The organism is Actinoplanes palleronii, from assembly GCF_016862315.1.
Lineage (GTDB): Bacteria > Actinomycetota > Actinomycetes > Mycobacteriales > Micromonosporaceae > Actinoplanes > Actinoplanes palleronii.
Genome location: NZ_BOMS01000025.1, coordinates 97,309 through 113,085, shown reverse-complemented (window position 1 = coordinate 113,085; position 15,777 = coordinate 97,309). Strand labels below are relative to the sequence as shown.

The following is a 15,777-nucleotide window of genomic DNA, read 5'->3' as shown; positions in this document are numbered from 1 at the left end:
GCCCCAAGACCGCAGAGCCCCACCGAGATCAAAATAGGCTGAGCGGCATTGGCGCGGTCCCGGCTGGCGCTGGCGGTCGTCTCGACGGCCGTGAGGGGACCGTGGGCGCCAGCCGGGGTGCGGGGCGACCGGCTGCGGGAGTGGTCGCCTACCTCTCGGACGGTCGGGACCGGCAGCGGCCTGGGCCGGCGCCGGGGGCCGGGGACCGGGGGCCGCCGCGCGCGCCGGACTGGTTGGGCGTCTCGGCCACCCCGCCGTCGGGAGCGTCGGAACGGCTGGGGGTGACCGATCCCGGCCACTGAGCGGTCCGCGGCCAGGCAGGGCGGGCGGATATTCCGGGTGGTCGGGGGGAGCTGGGCGCGGCGTAGCACTGTACTGCCCGGCCTCTGCGGGTAGCCTGCCACCCAGCAGATTCCGCCGACCCTCGGAGATCCGTGCACCTCAAGAGCCTGACGGTCAAGGGCTTCAAGTCCTTCGCCTCCGCGACCACGCTGCGGCTGGAACCGGGCATCACCTGTGTGGTGGGGCCGAACGGGTCCGGCAAGTCCAACGTTGTCGACGCCATCGCCTGGGTGCTGGGCGAGCAGGGTGCGAAGGCGCTCCGTGGCGGCAAGATGGAGGACGTCATCTTCGCCGGTACGGCGGGGCGGGCGCCGCTGGGCCGGGCCGAGGTCACGCTGACCATCGACAACAACGACGGTGCTCTGCCGATCGACTACACCGAGGTCTCGATCACCCGGCGGATGTTCCGGGACGGCGCCAGCGAGTACGAGATCAACGGCAACTCCTGCCGGCTGCTCGACATCCAGGAGCTGCTCAGCGACTCCGGCATCGGCCGGGAGATGCACATCATCGTCGGGCAGGGCCGGCTCGACGCGATGCTGCACGCCAAGCCGGAGGACCGCCGCTCGTTCATCGAGGAGGCGGCCGGCGTCCTCAAGCACCGCAAGCGCAAAGAGAAGGCGATCCGCAAGCTCGACGCGATGCAGGTCAACCTGAACCGGTTGAACGACCTGACCGCCGAGCTGCGCCGCCAGCTCAAGCCGCTGGGCCGGCAGGCCGAGGTGGCCCGGCGGGCGGCCGGCATCCAATCCGACCTGCGCGACGCCCGGCTGCGGCTGCTCGCCGACGACCTGTTCACGCTGCGGACCACGCTGGACCGGGAGATCGCCGACGAGTCCGCGATGCGGGACCGGCGCGGGCAGGTCGAGGCGGAGAACCGGGAGATCCAGCGGATGCTGGCCGACCTGGAGCTGGCGCACGCCGAGGACGCGCCGCTGCTGCAGGCCGCCCAGGACACCTGGTACAAGCTTTCCACCCTGCAGGAACGGTTCCGGTCCACCGAGCAGCTGGCCTCCGAGCGGCTGCGGCACCTGGCCGCCACCCCGGACGACGAGCGGCCGGGCCGTGACCCGGAGATGCTCGAGGCCGAGGCCGAGCGGGTCCGGGAGCAGGAGGAGGAGCTGCGCGAGGCGCTCACCGAGGACCAGATGCGGCTGGCCGAGGCGGTCGAGCACCGGCAGGACCTGGAACGCCAGCTGGCCGCCGCGGAGAGCGAGCTGCGGAGGGCCGCGAAGGCGATCGCCGACCGCCGTGAGGGTCTCGCCAAGCTGACCGGCAACGTGAACGCCGCGCGGGCCCGGACCACCAGCGCGGCCGAGGAGATCGAACGGCTGGCGGCCGCGCACGAGGACGCGCTGATGCGGGCCGAGGCGGCGCAGGGTGAGGTCGACCTGGTGTCCGCCGAGTCCTCGGAGGCCGACCGGGACAACGCCGACCTGGACGCGCAGCACGACGAGGCGGTCGCCGCGCACGACCGAGCCGCCGCCGTGGTGCGCGAGCTGTCCGACGCGGAACGCGCCGCGGAGAAGGACGCGGCCGGTCTGAAGGCCCGCGAGGAGGCGCTCGGGCTCGGCCTCAAGCGCAAGGACGGCGCGGGCGCGCTGCTCGCCAAGGCCGGCCAGGTGCCCGGCCTGCTGGGCAGCCTCGCGTCGATGCTGACCGTGCGGCCCGGCCACGAGACCGCGCTCGCCGCCGCGCTGGGCACGCTCGCCGACTCGGTCGCCCTGGCCAGCCTGGACGAGGCCGTGGAGGCCGTCCGTACCCTCAAGATCGCTGATGCCGGGCGGGCCGCGCTGGTGATCGCGGCCTCGGCCGGGCCGGGTCTGCAGGGGTCGTTGGACAGTTTGCGGCCGGCGCTGCCCGAGGGTGCCCTCTGGGCGCCCGACCTGATCGACTGCCCGGAGCAGATCCGTCCTGCGCTGAACCGCGCGCTGCGTGACGTGGTGCTGGTCCCGGACCTGGCCGCGGCGACCGCACTTGTCGGCACGAACGCCGAGCTGCGCGCGGTGACGCCGGACGGCGACGTGCTGAGCGCCTACGCGGCGGCCGGCGGTTCGGCGAAGGCCACCAGCTACATCGAGGTGCAGGCGGCGGTCGACGAGGCGAAGGCCGGCCGGGCCGCCGCCGAGCAGGCCATCGCCGAGCTCAAGGAGCAGCTCGGCGAGGCTCGCGCCCAGGTGGCCGAGCTGAAGCAGGTGGTGGCGGTGGCCGCCCAGGCGAAGCGGGCCGCCGAGGGTGAGCGCAACGCGGCCGCCCGGCGGCTGGCCGAGCTGGGCGCGGCGGCCCGGTCGGCGAAGGCGGAGAGCGAGCGGCTCGGCGCCTCCCGGCAGAAGGCCGAAGCGGCCCGGGAGGCCGACCTGATGCGGGTGGCCGAGCTGGAGGAGCGGCTGCGGCTGGCCGAGGACTCCCCGATCGACGAGGAGCCGTCGACCGAGGAACGCGACCGGCTGGGCGCGCTGGTGCCGCAGTCCCGGCAGAACGAGATGGAAGTACGGCTGGCCGTGCGGACCGCGGAGGAGCGGGTCTCCTCGATCGCCGGCCGCGCCGACTCGCTGACCCGCCAGGCCAACCAGGAGCGCCAGGCCCGGGAACGCGCCGCCGCCCGCCGGGCCGCGCGCGCCCGGGGCGCCGAGATCGCCAGGGCGGTCGCGTCCGGCGCGGCCACCGCGCTGGCCCGGGTCGCGGTCTCGCTGGCCGCCGCGGCCGAGGACCGGGACCGGATCGCGAGCGAGCGGACCAGCCGGGAGGCCGAGCTCCAAGAGGTGCGCGCCACCGCGAAACGTCTGGTCGGCGAGCTGGAGCGGCTGACCAGCGAGGTGCACCGGGACGAGATGGCCCGGGCCGAGCAGCGGATGCGCATCGACCAGCTGGAGGCCAAGGCCGCCGAGGACTTCTCGCTCGACGTCGAGACGCTGATCAACGAGTACGGCCCGGAGCAACCGGTCCCGCCGACCCAGGCCGACGTGGCCGCCGCCGAGCGGGACGGCAAGCCGGCGCCCGAGCCGGCCCCGTTCCACCGGCCGGCCCAGGAGAAGCGGGCCAACAAGGCGGAGCGCGACCTCACCCTGCTCGGCAAGGTCAACCCGCTGGCGCTGGAGGAGTTCGCCGCGCTGGAGGAGCGGTTCAAGTTCCTCTCCGACCAGCTCGAGGACCTCAAGGCCACCCGCAAGGACCTGCTCACCGTGGTCAAGGACGTGGACGACCGGATCCTCGAGGTGTTCACGTCGGCGTTCGAGGACACCGCGCGCGAGTTCGAGCAGGTCTTCCAGGTGCTCTTCCCGGGTGGTGAGGGCCGGCTGATCCTGACCGACCCGGACGACATGCTGACCACCGGCGTCGACGTCGAGGCCCGGCCGGCGGGCAAGAAGATCAAGCGGCTGTCGCTGCTCTCCGGCGGTGAGCGTTCGCTGACCGCGGTGGCGATGCTCTGTGCCATCTTCCGGGCCCGCCCGTCGCCGTTCTACATCATGGACGAGGTGGAGGCAGCCCTCGACGATGTCAACCTGGGCCGGTTGATTACGCTCTTCCGGCAGCTCCGGGAGAAGAGCCAGCTGCTCATCATCACGCACCAGAAGCGGACGATGGAGGTCGCGGACGCGCTCTACGGCGTCACGATGCGCGCCGGCGTCACCCAGGTGATCAGCCAGCGCCTCAACCGCGAAGACCGCGAAGAAGAGGACTAGGACAAGCATGCGCGATCCCGCCCAGGCCCTGCTGATCGACTTGGACGGCGTGCTGCGCCGCTGGGATCCGGCCCCGATGATCGCCGTCGAGGTGAAGTACGGCCTGAAACCGGCCGCCCTGCTGGAGACGTCGATGTCCTGGGACATCTACCAGCCCGCGATGGCCGGCGAGATCACCGACGCGGAGTGGATGGGTCTGGTCGCGAGCCGGCTCCCGCTCGACGAGGCGCAGGCGGCCGCCGCGGTCGCCGAGTGGCAGGAGTACCGGGGTGAGGTGGACCCGGACGCCCTGGCGTTCGTCCGCGGGGTGCGGGCGGCCGGCCGCCGGGTCGGGCTGGCCACCAACGCCACCGACCGGCTCCGCGGCGACCTGGACGCGCTCGGCCTGACCGACGAGTTCGACCTGGTGCTCAGCTCCTCGGAGATGAAGGTGCACAAGCCGGCGCCGGAGTTCTTCAAGCAGGCCTGCCTGGCGATCCGGCACCTGCCCAAGTACGTGCTCTTCGTGGACGACGACGACCGGGTGATCCAGGGAGCGCGGGCGGCCAAGCTGGCCGGGTACCGCTGGGCCGGCCCGGAGCACGTCGCCTACCTGCGCAAGGCCCTCGATCTCCCGGATTGATGCCTGTTCTGTCCCCGGACGGGTATTTCATCGATGATGTTCGTTGATGATGAACGGCATACCGGCCCGGAGGGAACGTGATGTCTGCCGCTATCGCCAAGATCGGTGTACTTGTCGCGCTGATGAGTGTGGCGGCCTGCTCCTCCACGTCAGCGGGGGAGCCGGCCGCGGACAGGACGGCGGGGAGCAGCACGCCGTCGGCGATGGAAACGCCGGGTGGGTTCGCGCCGGTCGGGCCGGGTGTGCCGATCGAGGCCGGGCGGCAGTTCGTCTTCGCCACCACGCAGTCCGGCGGCCGGATGATGCTGACCGTCGGCGCCGACGGGGTGCTGACCGTCACCGATCACCTCGAGGACCAGGCGCTGTTCGTGACCACGCCGGTCAGGGCCGGTGGCGACGAGTACCTGATGCAGACCGCCAAGATGCTCGAGGGCGGGGAGCCGTGGTGCCTCGCGGTCCACTCGCCCGGCGGCACCCAGCCGCTGGAGCTGAAGACCGCCGCGTGCGACACCGGCAAGCAGGACCAGATCTTCACGTTCCCGAAGACCAGCGCCGGCAAGGGCATCGTGATCGAGGTCGACGGTCGTTACCTGCTCACCCAGGACAAGGGCGAGCAGGTGGTGGTCCAGGAGGGCGGGAAGACCTCTTTCACCGTACGGGACCAGGGGAAGTCGACCCTCCCGCGGCTCGGCGACTGACCCTCACGAGTCGGCGCCGGATCCGGCCGCCACCGGATCCGGCGTCCTCACCTACGGCCGGTACGTGTTGTCCGCCACCTCGTGCAGGTGGCCGTCCTTCGAGGTGCCCTCGATCCGGGCGCGCGCGGTCCGCCCGTCCAGGGTGAGGGTGCCGATGGCGTTGCCGAAATACGGGTCGGAGAGCCGCTTCCACCGGATCAGCGGCTTCTTCACCCCGGCCGACTTGGCCAGGCCGCGGACCACCCGGGCGACCGGCGGCAGCCAGCTCACCCGCATCAGCGGCCGCAGCGGCAGCGGCACCTCGTTGTGGATCGGCGAGCAGGTCAGCTGCATCACCGGGGTGACCATGGCGTGCCCGAAGTCGGCCCGAGCCACGTACGAATGGTGCACGTCCCCGGAGAGCACGCTGATCGAGGCGGGTGCGGCGTACGCCCCGCCGGCGCCGACCCGGTGGCCGGGCGCGCCGACGCCGCCCTCGCCGAGCCGCCGGAACAGCTCGCCCAGCGCGGTGAAGGACTTGCCGAACGCGGCCCAGTGCTCCAGGTCGAAGACGCGCCGCAGCTTCTCGCCGAACGCCGCCCAGCGCGGGTTGCGCGACTCGGAGACCGCCTCGTTCCACGCCTCCAGGTGGTGGATGGCCGGCGGCATCAGCCACGGCAGCGACGAGCCGACGACCAGGTGGTCGTAGTCGCCGTGTGCCTGGCTGATGAACCAGTCCCACTCGGCGGCCGGCAGCATCGCCCGGGCGCCCGGGGTGAGCACCCGGTTGCACCGGTTGTCCAGCACGACCAGCCGGGTCCGGCCCAGATCGACGGCGAAACTCCACTGGTACGGCACGTCGGTGTTGTCCGCGGAATCCGGCTCGTCGACCGACCGGCCGAACTCGTGCAGCAGGTCGGTGGCGTCGTCGGCGGCGGACACCTTCTGGAACAGCGGGTCGGCGGCCAGCTCGTCCGGGCTGAGGTTGCCCAGGTGCTGGTAGACCCAGTAGGAGCCGAGACCGCCGGCGATCCGCTCCCGCCACCACGACTGTCCGGCCATGTCGGCCCGCCAGGACGCCGAGGTGTTCCAGTCGTCGATCAGCTCGTGATCGTCGAAGATCATCACGCTGGGCACCGTGGAGAACAGCCAGCGGACCTCCGGGTCACGCCAGGACTCCAGGTAGAGCTTGGTGTACTCCTCGAACGTGACCACCTGGTCGGACGGCGCGTCGCTGCCGGCCTTGCGGTGCCGGCGCAGGAACCGGCGCACCTTGTGCGAGGTCTCGTCCGCGTACACCTGGTCGCCGAGCAGGACCAGCAGGTCGGGGCGGTGCTCCGGCTCGGCCATCAGGCGCCGGGCGTAGGCGTCCAGCGCGTCCGGCGGCAACGTCCGGCCGGCGTCCTGCGGGCTGCCCTGCCGGCACGAGCCGAAGAGCAGGCTGACCGGCTGGGCCGCGTCCTCGGCGGCCCGGGTCCGGATCACCGACGGCGGGTACGGCGACCCGGCCGCCGGCCACACCTCGTTGTCGTCGAGGGTCACCCGATAGGCGTGCGAGGAGTCCGGGGCCAGCCCGGACACCACGACCAGGGCGTAGTGGTGGCCGTACGCGCAAAATGTCGCAGCGGACCCGGCGGCCCCGCCGTCGGCCTCGACCCGCACCTGCGCGGGTTCGCTGGTCTCCACCCAGATGGTGGCGCGGTCGCCGGTGACGCGCCGCAGCAGCGGACCGATCAGCAGTTGGGCGGTCACCGGGCGGCGCCGGGGATGTGTCGCATGCGGGAGAGCCTTCCGAACGGTGTCACGAGGGGCCTGCACATCCTTACTACCCACGCCCGGATTCGCCAGTGCGTGGCCTCTGCCACGGCCGGACGGCTCATCTGTCAGGATTTCGGCTATGGAATACGTGGTCGCCGCAGTGATCCTGCTCGTCGTCCTGGTCGTGGGCGCGGTCGGGCTGGTGGTGCCGAAGATGCGCCGCCGGGAGCTCCCGCCGCCGTCCGAGGCCTCGACCACCACCCTGGAGCGGCCGCCGGTCGTCGAACCCGCGGTCGAAGCGCCGCCGGTGGTGCTTCCGCCGCTTCCGGTGGAAGAGGAGGAGCTGCCTCCTCTCATTCAAAAGATCGAGACCCCCGAGCCGACCGCCGGCCGCCTGGTCCGGCTGCGCGCCCGGCTGGCCCGCTCGCAGTCCGCGCTGGGCCGGGGCCTGCTCACCGTGCTCTCCCGGGACCACCTGGAGGAGGACGACTGGGAGGAGATCGAGGACAGCCTGATCACCGCGGACGTCGGCGTCGAGGCCACCCAGGTGATCGTGGAGCGGCTGCGTGAGCGGGTCCGGATCCTCGGCACCCGGACCGTGGCCGGTGTGCGTGAGCAGCTCGTCGAGGAGCTGACCGCGGCACTCGAGCCGGATCTCGACCGCAGCCTGCGCACCACCGGGCACGAGGGCCGTCCCGCGGTGGTGATGGTGGTCGGCGTCAACGGCGCCGGCAAGACCACCACCTGCGGCAAGATCGGCCGGGTGCTGATCGCGGACGGGCGCACCGTGCTGTTCGGCGCGGCCGACACGTTCCGGGCGGCGGCCGCCGAGCAGCTGGCCACCTGGGGCGAGCGGGTCGGCGCCGAGACGGTCCGCGGGCCGGAGGGCGGCGACCCGGCCAGCGTGGCGTTCGACGCGGTCAAGCGCGGCATCGAGACCGGCGTGGACGTGGTGCTGGTGGACACCGCCGGCCGGCTGCAGAACAAGATCGGCCTGATGGACGAGCTGGGCAAGGTCAAGCGGGTGGTGGAGAAGCACGGCCCGGTCGACGAGACGCTGCTCGTGCTGGACGCCACCACCGGCCAGAACGGCCTCGAACAGGCCCGGGTGTTCACTGAGGTGGTGGATGTCACGGGTGTGGTGCTCACCAAGCTGGACGGCACCGCGAAGGGCGGCATCGTCATCGCGGTGCAGCGCAAGCTGGGTATTCCGGTGAAGCTGGTGGGCCTGGGCGAGGGTCCGGACGACCTCGCCCCGTTCGAGCCGGCGGCCTTCGTCGAGGCCCTGCTGGGAGAGACCGCGTAGGCTCGCCTTTGTTACGTGGGTATATCCAGGGAGGCTGTGGGTGACGCAGGAGCCGCTGCGCGAGATACCGCTGCACGGTGGCAACGTCAGCACGGTGTCCCGGATCGGCGACACGGTCCGGCGTAATGCCGGGCCGTGGACGCCGGCCGTCCACGCGTTGCTCAACCACCTCGAACGGGTCGGGTTCACCGGCTCGCCGAGCGCGCTGGGGATGGACGAGAAGAACCGCGAGGTGCTCACGTACCTCGACGGCGAGTGCGGCGAATACCCGCTGGCCCCGCACTGGGTGACCGAGGAAGCGCTGGTCACGGTCGCGACCATGCTGCGGATGTTCCACGACGCGCAGTACGGCTTCGTACCGCCGCCCGGCGCGGTCTGGCGCTCGTTCGGCCCGCCCCCGCCGGACACCGAGGTGATCTGCCACCACGACGCCGCCCCGCACAACGTGGTCTGGCGTCCGGACGGCACCCTCGCCCTGATCGACTTCGACCTGGCCTCGCCCGGTTCCCGGATCTACGACGTGGCGTACGCGGCGTGGACCTGGGTGCCGCTGTTCAGCGACCGGGACTCGTACACGCTGGGCTGGAAGCGGCCGAACCGGCCGCGCCGGCTGCGGTTGTTCGCGGACGCCTACGGGCTGATCCCGCGGGACCGGCATCGGCTGGTGCGGACCATAAGGAAACGGATCGTCGATCACGTCGAGGGCATCCGCCGGATGGCGGCGGCCGGTGACCCGGCGTTCGTCCGGATCGTGCACAAGGGCCATCTGCGCCGCCCGATGCGCGATCTGCGGCTGCTGGATTACGAGCGGCACACGCTCGAATACGCCCTCCGCTAGATCAGGCGGGCATTTTGCCTGTTCAGCCAAGATCACTTAACCGCCTGTGAGAGTTTCTTCACACGTCGGAAACAACCCGTGACGCGCCGGAAATCGCGCGTAGACCGTGCTCGAAACAGCCAGCCGGAACGCTCTGCCTCGAACCGGCCGACCGGCATCGCAGCCACCTCGGTCAGGTGTGAAGACACTTAATCCCGAGAGGAGGCAGCGTGGAGATCAACATCGGCAACACCGCTTGGTTGCTCCTGTCGTCTGCGCTCGTTTTGCTCATGACACCCGGCTTGGCGCTCTTCTACGGGGGCCTCAACCGGTCCAAAGGCGCCCTGAACATGATGATGATGAGCTTCTCCAGCATCGGGATCATCTCCGTGCTGTGGGCGCTCTACGGATTCAGCCTCTCGTTCGGCGCCAGTGGCAACGCGAGCCTGAACCAGTTCATCGGCAACCTCACCCAGTACGGCGGCACCGACATCAGCTGGGCCGGCGACCTCTGGGGCACCACCGGTATCCCGATCTACGTCTTCATGGCCTTCCAGATGATGTTCGCGGTCATCACGGTCGCCCTGATCAGCGGCGCGCTCTCGGACCGTCTCAAGTTCGGCGGCTGGGTGCTCTTCGCGATCGGGTGGTTCACCCTGGTCTACGTCCCCGTCGCCCACTGGGTCTGGGGCGGTGGCTGGATCGGCGCGAAGCTGCACGCGCTGGACTTCGCCGGTGGTACCGCTGTGCACATCAACGCCGGTGCGGCCGCCCTCGGTGTCGCCCTGGTGCTCGGCAAGCGGGTCGGCTGGCCGCGGGACAACATGCGTCCGCACAACGTGCCGTTCGTCGCCCTCGGCGCCGGTCTGCTCTGGTTCGGCTGGTTCGGCTTCAACGCCGGCTCCGAGCTGACCGTCGACAGCGTCACCGGTATCGCGTTCGTCAACACCCAGCTCGCCACGGCCGCCGCGCTGCTCGGCTGGGTCGCCGTCGAGTGGATCCGGGACCGTAAGCCGACCCTGGTCGGCGCGTCCTCCGGTGCGGTCGCCGGTCTGGTCGCCATCACCCCGGCGTGTGGCTTCATCGCCCCGCTGCCGGCCGTGCTGCTCGGTCTGATCGCCGGCGTGGTCTGTGCCCTGGCCGTCGGCCTGAAGTACAAGCTGGGCTACGACGACTCGCTCGACGTGGTCGGCGTCCACTTCGTCGGTGGCTGGATCGGCTCGCTCTCCATCGGCTTCTTCGCCACCAACACGGCCAACAGCGCGATCACCGACGTGCTCGGTGGTTCGGACGGCCTCTTCTACGGCGGCGGTTTCACCCAGCTCGGCCGGCAGTTCGTCGGCAGCGCCGCGGTCACCGTCTACTCGCTGGCCATCGCGGCCCTGATCGCCTTCGTCCTGAAGAAGATCAAGCTGCTGCGGGTCTCCGAGGAGGCCGAGATCGGCGGCATCGACATCGCCGACCACGGCGAGACCGCGTACGAGAACACCCCGGCCGCCGGTTCCGGTGGCGGTGGCGCCTTCGCCATGGCGGGTATCTCCTCGAGCAAGGCCGTCGACGCCGATGGCAAGGCTGATGTCAGCCAGAAGGTCGCCGGTTAATCTCCCCCCATGGCTGCTGGATTGGAAGGACTGAGCATGAAGCTGGTGACCGCGGTCATCAAGCCGTACCAGCTCGACGCGGTGAAGGAGGCTCTGCACGCCCTCGGCGTCGCCGGGCTCACCGTGAGCGAGGTACAGGGTTACGGCCGGCAGAAGGGGCACACCGAGGTCTACCGGGGTGCCGAGTACACCGTCGAGTTCCTCCCGAAGATCAAGGTCGAGGTGATCACGGACGAGATCGACGTCGAGAAGATCGTCGACGCCGTCGTGACCGCCTCGCGGACCGGCAAGATCGGTGATGGCAAGGTCTGGGTGACGACGGTCGACGACGTCATCCGGGTCCGTACCGGCGAACGCGGCCTGGACGCACTGTAAGCACATGACGAACCCGTTGAGTGAGCCTCCGGCCCCGCCCGCGCGTCCGGCCGGGGGCTCCCTCGACAAGCTGCGCGAACACATCGGAGCCGCGGCACGCGACGAGCGTGCCGCGGCGCTCGACGTCTGGCTGCGGGAGCTCTTCCCGAGCCACCTGCCCGGCGTCAGCCTGCTCGCGGTGGGCGGGCTGGGCCGGCGCGACTGCGCCCCCTACAGCGACCTGGACCTGGTGCTGCTGCACAACGGGACGGCCGGCATCGACCGGATCGCGTCCGCGCTGTGGTACCCGATCTGGGACGCCCGGCTCGGCCTGGACCACTCGGTGCGCACCCTGCCCGAGGCGCTGTCGGTCGCGCACGACGACGTGAAGGTCGCCCTCGGCCTGCTCGACGCCCGGCACGTGGCCGGCGACGCGAGCCTCTCCGCCGAGATGATCGCGGCTTCCGGGGATCAGTGGCGGCGCACCGCGGTCCGCCTGATGCCCCAGCTCAAAGAGATCACCCAGAGCCGCTGGGCCAGCCACGGCGAGCTCGCCTTCCTGCTCGAGGGCGACCTCAAGGAGGCGTCCGGCGGGCTGCGCGACGTGACCCTGCTGCGCGGCGTCGGCCGCGCCGGGATCGCCGACACCATGCGCCCCGCGGTCCGCGCCGCCGCGCTGCGGCTGCTGGACACCCGGGACGCCCTGCACCTCGCGGTCGGCCGCCGGGTGGACCGCCTGGTCGCCCAGGAACGCTCCACCGTCGCCGACCTGCTGGAGATCGAGGACCCGGACACACTGCTGCGGCGGGTCTCCGGCGACGCGCGGACCGTCGCGCACGCCGTCGACGACGCCTGGCGGGCCATCGACCGGCTGCGCAGCGGCCGCCGCCGGGGCACCACCCCGATCGCACCGGCCCGCCGCCCGGTCGCCCGCGACGTGGTCGAGCAGGACGGCGAGCTCGTGCTGGCCCGCACCGCGATCGGCCCGCTGCCGGACCCCAGCCTCTCGCTGCGGGTGGCCGCCGCGGCCGCCACCGTGCAGCTTCCGATCGCCCGGGCCACCAGCGAGTGGCTCGCCTCGTTCTGCCCGCCGCTGCCGAACCCGTGGCCGGCCTCCGCCCGGGCCGCGCTGGTCTCGCTGCTCGGCGCCGGTCCCGGCCTGCTGCCGGCCTGGGAGGCCTGCGACAGGTACGGCCTGATCGACGCGTGGCTCCCCGAGTGGGCCCGGATGCGCAGCCTCCCGCAGCACCACCCGGTGCACCGGTTCACCCTGGACCGGCACCTGGTCCAGGCCGCCTACGAGGCCACCAAGTACGCCCGCGAGGTGGACCGCCCCGACCTGCTGCTGATCGGCGCGTTCCTGCACGACGTCGGCAAGGGCCTGCCCGGTGACCACAGCCTCGTGGGCGCGCCGATCGCCGCCGACATCGCCGCCCGGATCGGTCTGCCGCCGGCCGACGTGGCCACCGTCGAGAAGATGGTCCGCCTGCACCTGCTGCTGCCGGACGTGGCCACCCGCCGCGACCTCGACGACCCGCTGACCATCTCCGCGGTCGCCGAGGCGGTCGGCGACCCGGCCACCCTCGACCTGCTGCACGCGCTGTCCCGGGCCGACTCGCACGCCACCGGCCCGGCCGCCTGGTCGGACTGGAAGGGCCGGCTGATGGCCGAGCTGGTCCGCCGGGTGCACACCGCGCTGGACACCGGCGCCCTGCCCGAGCCGCCCGAGCCCGACCCGGAGCTGCTCACCGGCGACCTGCCGGTGGTGCACCTGGAGGGCGACGAGGTGTCGGTGGCGGCCGCCGACCGGCGGGGACTGCTCGCCGGGGTGGCCGCCTGCCTGGCCATGCACCGGCTTGACGTGGTCGCCGCGAACACCTCCACGGTCGACGGGCGAGCCATCGTCTCGTGTTACACCCAGCCGCGGTACGGCACGCCGTACGATCCGGTCGCCCTCGCCGCGGACCTGCGCCGCGTCGCCTCCGGTGACGTCTCGGTGACCCAGCGGGTCCGGGCCCGTGCGATGAGCGCCCGCGGTGGCACCGCCGAGCCGCGGGTGGTCTGGCAGCGCGCGGTCGCCACCGGCGCGGTCGTGCTGGAGTTGCGGGCGGCCGACTCGCCGGGCCTGCTCTACCGGGTGACCAGCGCGCTCGACGAGGCCGGCGCGGAGATCCGGGCGGCGCGGATCTCGACCCTCGGCGGTGACGTCGTCGACGCGTTCTACCTGGTCGGGGCGTGGGACGAAGCGGCCGAGCGGGATCGGGTGCAGCGGGCGGTCCTGGCCGCCGTGTAACTCGACGCCGGTCGGCGCGTTGGACCGACCGATGATCGGGGACGAGAAGCCGGCCACTCTGGTGGCCGCGATGGTCCGTAACCGCGCGGTGAGTCTGCGGGAAGAGCTGGCGTCTGCCGGGCTGAGCGGCCGGGGTGGCCTGGCCGAGCTGCTGGCGGCCGCCCGGGGCGGGCTGCGCGGGCGGGACGTGACGGTCCGGCCCGACCTGCTGGCCACCCTGGCGCGGATCATGGCGTTGCAGGACGTGCTGCCGACCGACCGGGCCGACGCCCTCGCGCTGTTCGAGCTGATCGGCGCCCGGGGGATCGCGGTGCACGCCCAGCTGGCGCTGCTCGAGGGCCGGCCGGTGCGGCTCGCCGGGCTCGACCGCCAGGTCCGGCACGAGATCGGCACCGACCTGGCCAACCCGTTCCGGAACCCGGGGCGGCCGGTGGGGCCGTGGCTGCGGCGGTTCGGCGCCGGGCTGCCCGGTCCGTCGCTCCGGCTGGACCACCGGGACCATCTGGCGCCGTTCGACCGGCTTTACACGCGGGAGCCCGCCCCGATCGAACGACCGGAACGGATCACCGTGGTGATCACCGCGTACCGGCCGGACGAGGGGCTGATCACCGCGGTCCGGTCGATCACCCGGCAGTCCTGGCGGAACCTGGAAGTGCTGGTGGTGGACGACGCGTCGCCGCCGCAGTTCGACGTGGTGCTGCGGCGGGCGGTGGCGCTGGACCCGCGGGTGCGGCTGCTGCGTCAGAGCGTGAACGCCGGCACGTACGTGGCCCGCAACACCGGGCTGGACGCGGCGACCGGCGAGTTCGTGACGTTCCAGGACTCCGACGACTGGTCGCATCCGCGACGGCTGGAGCTGCAGGTCACCCCGCTGCTGATCGACCCGGCACTTGTCGCGTCCACGTCGGACGGCCGCCGGGTCACCGAGGACCTCACGCTGACCCGGCTCGGCCGGCGCGGCGGCAAGCTCAACCCGTCCGCGCTGCTGGTGCGCCGGGCCGCGGTGCTGGACCGGGCCGGATACCTCGACGTGGTCCGCAAGGGCGGCGACTCCGAGTACATCGCGCGGATCACCGCGGCGTTCGGCGAGCGGGCGGTGCGCCACCTGCCGGTGCACCTCGCGCTGATCCGGCTGTCGGCCGGCTCGCTGTCCCGGTCCGAGATCCGGCCGTACTGGATCCACCCGGCCCGGGCCGCCTACCTCTCCGGCTACACCACCTGGCACCGGCGGATCGCTGCCGGTGAGGCGTCGGCCTTCCGGCCGCGCGACGGATCGGACCGCCCGTTCCCGGCGCCGCCGCACCTCTCGCGGTCCGCGTCGACCGAGGTGCCACCGCTCTGGTACGACGTGACAGTCGCCGCCGACTGGCGGGTGCTGGCCGAGACCCAGCGGTCCGCGCTCGCCGAGATCGAGGCGCTCGCCGCCCGGGGGCTGCGGGTGGCGATCCTGCACCTGGAGGACTGGCGGCGACCGGTACGGACCCGGCTGCCGGTGCACCCGGCGGTGCAGCACCTGGTCAACACGGGGCGGATCGGGCAGGTGGTGCTCACCGATCGGGTCCACTGCGGACTGCTGCTGGTGCGGCAGCCCGAGGTGATGCGCCATCCGCCGGCCGGGGAGGTGGGGCTGTCACCCCGTACCCTCATGTTTTTGATCGACGAGGTGCCGGGAGGCGCGCTGGGCGCCTGTACCGCCGCGGCCGAGCGGATGTTCCGGGTCCCGGCGCTGTGGTGCCCGCAGGGGCCGGCGGTCCGCGCGGCGCTGCACGGCGTGCCGGACCTGGTGGTGACCGACTTTGATCTGCCGACGGTGGCCACCGACGGGCCTGACACGCTGCGCCGCCCGACGCTGCCCCGGGTGCCGGTGGTCGGTGCCGAGGTGACCGACAGCCGGGAACTTGCCGTGTTCGACGGGCTGACCGGCGTCGACGTGCGGATCCGGCTCGCCGACGGGGCGCCGCTGCCCCGGCAGTCGGCCCGGCGGCTGATCTACCGGGCCGCCGAGGTGGACCCGCCGGAGTTCTTCGGGCAGCTCGACTTCGCGCTGAGCTTCCCGGCGCCGACCGGCCGCTCGGTGCTGGACGCCGCCGCGATGGGCTGCGTCGTGATCACCGGGGAGCCCGGGCCGATCGGGGTGCACTGCCGGCCCGACCAGGTCGGTGCGCTGCTGCGCCGGTTCCAGGCCGATCCGGAACTCGTCGCCGAGCAGCGGCGGCGCAACCGGTCGGCGCTGCGCGCGGCCTACCACCCGGAGCCGTTCACCGACCGGATCCGCGTAACGCTCGGTAGCTTGCCGCGTTAGGGCTTGATGTGGTCGCCCCCGC

General features: G+C 72.4%; 10 protein-coding genes. 9 read left to right on the top strand and 1 reads right to left on the bottom strand.

All coding sequences use genetic code 11. The features are described 5' to 3' along the window. Positions 1-434 precede the first annotated feature (434 nt). The 3 genes from smc to Apa02nite_RS09895 all read left to right on the top strand — a co-directional run bounded on the left by smc (position 435) and on the right by Apa02nite_RS09895 (position 5,345). A complete protein-coding gene (gene smc, locus Apa02nite_RS09905; protein ID WP_203824761.1) occupies positions 435-4,025 on the top strand; it encodes a chromosome segregation protein SMC in 3,591 nt (1,196 codons plus the stop codon). Positions 4,026-4,032: 7 nt separating this feature from the next. Then, positions 4,033-4,647: an HAD family hydrolase gene (locus Apa02nite_RS09900; RefSeq protein ID WP_067698738.1), complete on the top strand. Its 615-nt coding sequence runs from the start codon at positions 4,033-4,035 to the stop codon at positions 4,645-4,647. Positions 4,648-4,724: 77 nt separating this feature from the next. Beyond that, positions 4,725-5,345, top strand: coding sequence for a hypothetical protein (locus Apa02nite_RS09895; protein WP_203824760.1), 621 nt, complete (start codon positions 4,725-4,727; stop codon positions 5,343-5,345). Between the two features lie 51 nt (positions 5,346-5,396). On the opposite strand, the gene Apa02nite_RS09890 is transcribed toward Apa02nite_RS09895, so the two are convergent. Further along, the gene (locus Apa02nite_RS09890) at positions 5,397-7,076 is read right to left on the bottom strand and encodes an alkaline phosphatase D family protein (RefSeq protein ID WP_203824759.1); all 1,680 of its coding nucleotides are present in this window, start codon (positions 7,074-7,076) and stop codon (positions 5,397-5,399) included. A gap of 145 nt (positions 7,077-7,221) precedes the next feature. On the opposite strand from Apa02nite_RS09890, the gene ftsY reads away from it, so the two are divergent. The 6 genes from ftsY to Apa02nite_RS09860 all read left to right on the top strand — a co-directional run bounded on the left by ftsY (position 7,222) and on the right by Apa02nite_RS09860 (position 15,755). Then, entirely contained in the window at positions 7,222-8,388 is a 1,167-nt protein-coding gene (gene ftsY, locus Apa02nite_RS09885; protein ID WP_203824758.1) for a signal recognition particle-docking protein FtsY, read from the top strand. 40 nt (positions 8,389-8,428) lie between these two features. Further along, complete coding sequence (locus Apa02nite_RS09880) at positions 8,429-9,226, top strand: aminoglycoside phosphotransferase family protein (RefSeq protein WP_067698730.1); 798 nt, start codon at positions 8,429-8,431, stop codon at positions 9,224-9,226. A 209-nt stretch (positions 9,227-9,435) separates the two neighbouring features. Continuing rightward, entirely contained in the window at positions 9,436-10,806 is a 1,371-nt protein-coding gene (locus tag Apa02nite_RS09875) for an ammonium transporter (RefSeq protein ID WP_275412456.1), read from the top strand. Positions 10,807-10,842: 36 nt separating this feature from the next. Next, entirely contained in the window at positions 10,843-11,181 is a 339-nt protein-coding gene (locus tag Apa02nite_RS09870) for a P-II family nitrogen regulator (protein WP_014694245.1), read from the top strand. Between the two features lie 4 nt (positions 11,182-11,185). Next, positions 11,186-13,453: a [protein-PII] uridylyltransferase gene (locus Apa02nite_RS09865; RefSeq protein WP_203824757.1), complete on the top strand. Its 2,268-nt coding sequence runs from the start codon at positions 11,186-11,188 to the stop codon at positions 13,451-13,453. A 31-nt stretch (positions 13,454-13,484) separates the two neighbouring features. Further along, positions 13,485-15,755, top strand: coding sequence for a glycosyltransferase (locus tag Apa02nite_RS09860; protein WP_203824756.1), 2,271 nt, complete (start codon positions 13,485-13,487; stop codon positions 15,753-15,755). The last annotated feature ends 22 nt before the right edge of the window (positions 15,756-15,777 follow it).